Raw genomic sequence first — 4,601 nt, 5'->3', positions numbered from 1 at the left:
GGCGTCTGCGACAACCCGACCTGATCGGCGAGCCGCGCCAGCGGCGTCGCGGCATCGGCCATGAGGGTCGCAAGGATCTTGCGGTCGATACGGTCCAGCTCCATCGGTCAGCCTCGTTTGCGTGTCGGTGCTCCGAGGATGCCTCAAATTAACAATAAGTCTACCGAGTTTATCGTGAATTAACCAAATGACGACTTCTCCAGCCACGAATTTGGTGATTTACTCGTGATATGATCACCCAGAAGACCAAATATGCGTTGAAATCGCTGATGACGCTCGGGGCGCTCGAAAAGGGCGCGGCGTTGACCATCGAAGAGGTCTCGCAGCGCACCGGCGCGCCGAAGCGATTCCTCGATCATATTCTTCTGGATCTGCGCAAGGCGGGCTATCTCGGCGCGCGCCGGGGCCGGGCAGGGGGGTACTTCCTGATCCGCGAGCCGTCGAAGGTGTCGCTGGGCGATCTCCTGCAACAGATCGACGGCCCCATCGCGCCGCTGCCCTGCCTGTCGCGCCGCTCTTACCGGCGCTGCGAGGATTGTGACGACGAGGAAACCTGCCAGCTCCGCCGGGTCTTCGGCGAAATCTTCTGGAGCTACCTGCTGCTGATCGAGTCGCTGACATTGCAGGACCTGCTGCGCGACCCGGTGGTCGCGGGCAAGGCGCTTGGTGAGCCCGGAGGCACAAGGAACGCGGCCCCGGACGAGATTGCAGGAGAATGATTTTCCAAGCGGGCCGTGCACAACGAACGGGCCATGCTACCAAAAGACGACTATATCACTGGTGTTTTGTGTTATTGTGAGGTTGTAGCGAACACGAAGGGTGCCCCAGATGTCCGAAGCACGTTTTTCCAGGACCCCGCCTGTGGCTGTCACAGGTCTTTGCGAGGTGACCAGCGGCCCCAAGGGTCGGGGATCGTCGGCGTCTGAAGAGGAGCCCCGTGAGGCAAGACGCGCCCTGCCGCACGGCGTGGGCTTCGGCATCGCATCGGCCTTTGGCGGGCTCGGCATCGCCACCGGCATCACGGTCTGGGCGGCGTGCGACGGGGTGGCGCTTGCGATCTTCGCCTGGCTTCTGACCCCGGCGCTGCTGCTGGGGGCACTCTACGCGGCCACCGTCCCGCCCGACGAGAACGACGCGCAAGACGGCGACGCGACGACGCCGCACTGAGCCCACCGGCACGCGAAGACAGCCACAGAAAGGCGCGCTGACAGCGCCCTTGCAAGGGGCACGGTGCAGGAATGACACATCGTCGGCCCCCGCCTTTCCACGACCTGCTTTTCATTCCGCAGTAACTTGGTAAAAGACTCGGGTATTGGCCCATTCGTCCCGCCAGACTATCCCGCGTCGCGAGCGCTTGCCCGCGGGCCCAGCCGGACACTCACACCCCGAACGCTGGACTCCGACCACATGTCGCATCTGCCCGCCCAAGCGCGTCCCGTCGCGCTTTTCTCGCGTTTTCCCCGCAGCCGACGCGCCGCCCTGCCGGTGCTGCTCTCCTGCACCGCGCTGATCCTGCCCGCCGCCGCGCTCGCGCAGACCGCCTATGAGGATCTCGGCACGCTCTACGTTGCCACCGGGGACGACAGCGAGACGCTGGTGGCCGGCACCGAGTCCACCGGCTCGAAGATCGACACCGACATCATGGACAGCGCCGCCTCGGTTTCTGTCATCACCCAGAAGGAAATCGAGACCCGGGGCGCCGGGAACCTGCAGGACATCCTCGCCTACACCGCCGGCGTGACGGTGGACGAGTGGGGCGCCGACGACCGCTACGACGCCTACCGCATCCGCGGCTTCGACGAGCTCTCCATGGGCACCTTCCGCGACGGGCTGCCGGTGCGGGGCTTCGGCTGGACCTTCTCGCGCAGCGAACCCTACGCCTTCGAGCGGGTCGAGGTGCTCAAGGGGTCGAACTCGGCGCTCTTCGGGCTCAACGCGCCGGGCGGGCTGGTGAACCAGGTCACCAAGGCGCCGAAGTTCTATCGCTTCGGCGAGGTCCACACCACGGTGGGCGAGGATTACAGCGAGATCGGCACCGATTTCGGCGACGTGCTCGGCCAGAACAAGGAATGGAGCTACCGTGTCACCGCCAAGTGGCAGGACGGGGCCTATTCCTACGACCATTCCGACGATGACCGGACGTACCTCGGCCTCGCGCTCTCCTACCGCCCGAGCGATGCCTCCGAGCTGACCTTCTTCGCCAATTACAACGACCGCGACGGCGTGCCCGGCACCGGCTTTCCCGAGGGCGCCGATCTCGACATCGACACCTTCCTCGGCGAGCCCGACTTCAACGAGCTCAACACCATCGAGAAGAACCTCGGCTTCGCCCTGCGCCACGATTTGGGCAACGGGCTGAAGGTCCGCTCGAACGCCCGCTACGGCTGGTTCGAGATGGAATACGAGCAGGTCTACGGCGCCCAGCTCGACCCGTCCCTCGACCGCACGTCCTTTGCCGTCCACTCCGACAGCGAGCAGTTCGCCTGGGACAACCAGCTGCAGTATGATGCGCAGTTCGGCAACGTGAAGAGCAAGACCCTGCTCGGCCTCGAATACACCTGGAACAAGGTCAACGAGGTGGCGAAATCCGGCACCGCCGACGGCATCGACATCAACGACATCTCGTATTGCGGCCGCTCCTGCGTGACGCTCTACGACTACGTCGACTGGGAGCCCGAGCAGACCACCAAGTCGATCTACCTGCAGGAAGAGCTGACCTTCGCCGAGCAGTGGATCGCGACCTTCGGGCTGCGCTACGACCACGCCGACGTGTCGATCCACTACCCGGGCACCGGCAGCACCGAGGACGAGACCTTCACCGCGCTCACCAAGCGGGTCGGGCTGACCTACAGGGCGACGCCGAACCTGTCCTTCTACGGCAACTACTCCGAGAGCTTCGAGCCCAACGTCTGGGACCTGACCGAGGACGCCAAGGAGGGCCGGCAGTACGAGATCGGCATGAAGTACCGCCCCGAGGGCATGAACGCGCTCTTCACCGCGGCGATCTTCGACCTCACCCAGACCAACGTGAACACCTACGTGAGCCCGACCGTGCAACGGCAGGTGGGCGAGATCGGCGTGCGCGGCATCGAGCTCGAGGGCAAGGTCGCGCTCAACGAGCGCCTGAACATGACCGCCGCCTATTCCTACTGGGACGCCGAGATCCTCGAGGACGGCACCTCGGGCAATGACGGCAACCGCCCCGCGCGGGTGCCCGAGCAGATCGCCTCGCTCTGGGCCGACTATACCATCCCCGGTGCCGGGCGGCGCGGCGACCTGACGCTGGGCCTTGGCGTGCGCTTCGTCGGCCAAACCTGGGGAGACGATGCCAACACCGTGGACGTGGACAGCTACACGCTGGTCGACGCGGCGCTGGGATACGCGCTCACCGATGACATCGACCTGACGATGAACGTGTCGAACCTCTTCGACAAGGAATACGTCACGACCAACTACTACGGGACGGAATACTACGGCGACAGCCGCACCATCCGCGCCGCGCTGAAATACAAGTGGTGACCCGGAAGGGGGCACCGCACCCGGTTCCCCTCTCCCTCGCCGCAGATGCCAGAGACGCCAGAGGAGAGATGCCTTGAGCTCGGCCCACACCCCCAAAGCCCCGTCGCGGATCAGCCGCCGGGGCCTTCTCGCCGGAGCCGGCTCGCTGCTGGCCGCGCCCGCGGCAATGGCACAGGCGAGCGGCCTGCGCTTCGTGCATGCCTACGGCGAGACGGTGCTCGAGCGTCCGGCGCGGCGGGTGGTCTCGCTGGGCTACAACACCCATGACACGGTGCTGGCCTTCGGCGTGGCTCCGGTGGGTACGCGCTACTGGTACGGCGACTACGCCTACGGGGTCTGGCCCTGGGCGCAGCCCTACCTCGGCGAGGCCAAGCCCGTGATGATGACCGGCGAGGTCTCGATCGAGACCGTCGCCAGCCTTGCCCCGGACCTGATCCTCGGCACCGGGTCGGGCATCTCGCAGGCGGAATACGCGATGCTGAGCCAGATCGCACCGGTGCTGATGCAGTCCGAGGAGTTCTCGACCTACGGCACGCCGTGGCAGTCCGAAACCCGCACCGTCGGACGGGCGCTGGGCATGGAGGACAAGGCCGAAGCGCTGATTTCGGGTGTCGAGACCGCGTTCGCCGCGGCCCGCGACCGGCATCCCGACTGGGCCGGGCGCACCGCCGTCGCCGCCTGGCATGATGGCGGTCAGACCGGCGCCTTCATGGCCGAGGACACCCGCGCGCGCTTCCTGCAGGAACTCGGGTTCCGTGCCCCCGACGCACTGGCCGAGACCGCCGCCATCGACGGCTTCTACACCACGCTCTCGCCCGAGGACCTGTCGCCTATCGACGCCGACCTGCTGGTCTGGATCTCGTCGGCCGAGCGCGCAGCGGATCTGGTGGCGCTGGCGATGCGGCGCACGCTCGGCGCCTATGCAGAGGGCCGCGAGGTCTTTGCCGACGAGCTGATCGCCGGCGCCATGTCCTTTGGCAGCGTGCTGTCGCTGCCCTACGCGCTCGAGCGGCTCGAGGAGCCCTTCGCGCTTGCGCTCGACGGCGACCCCGCGACCGTGGTGCCCTCGGCCGCGAAGGCGG

The 4,601-nt window shown here is 66.3% G+C and carries 5 protein-coding genes; 4 read left to right on the top strand and 1 reads right to left on the bottom strand.

The window, feature by feature from the left end; genetic code table 11:
- Positions 1 to 104: AsnC family transcriptional regulator (locus HC022_RS19465; RefSeq protein WP_167453526.1), on the bottom strand; the 104-nt coding region annotated here is incomplete at its 3' end.
- A 126-nt stretch (positions 105 to 230) separates the two neighbouring features.
- Between HC022_RS19465 and HC022_RS19460 the strand changes: the two genes are divergently transcribed.
- From HC022_RS19460 to HC022_RS19445, 4 genes are all read left to right on the top strand, one after another.
- Positions 231 to 719, top strand: a complete 489-nt coding sequence (locus HC022_RS19460) for an Rrf2 family transcriptional regulator (protein WP_167453525.1) — start codon at positions 231 to 233, stop codon at positions 717 to 719.
- Positions 720 to 861: 142 nt separating this feature from the next.
- On the top strand, positions 862 to 1,167 hold the full coding sequence (locus HC022_RS19455) for a hypothetical protein (protein ID WP_167453524.1): 306 nt from the start codon (positions 862 to 864) through the stop codon (positions 1,165 to 1,167).
- Between the two features lie 240 nt (positions 1,168 to 1,407).
- Entirely contained in the window at positions 1,408 to 3,519 is a 2,112-nt protein-coding gene (locus HC022_RS19450) for a TonB-dependent siderophore receptor (protein WP_167453523.1), read from the top strand.
- Between the two features lie 73 nt (positions 3,520 to 3,592).
- Positions 3,593 to 4,601 (top strand): iron-siderophore ABC transporter substrate-binding protein (locus HC022_RS19445; RefSeq protein ID WP_167453522.1); only part of this gene is annotated, 1,009 nt, incomplete at its 3' end.

It is taken from the genome of Salipiger sp. HF18, from assembly GCF_011806505.1.
Taxonomy (GTDB): Bacteria; Pseudomonadota; Alphaproteobacteria; order Rhodobacterales; family Rhodobacteraceae; genus Salipiger; species Salipiger thiooxidans.
This window is presented reverse-complemented; position numbering and strand designations above follow the sequence as displayed.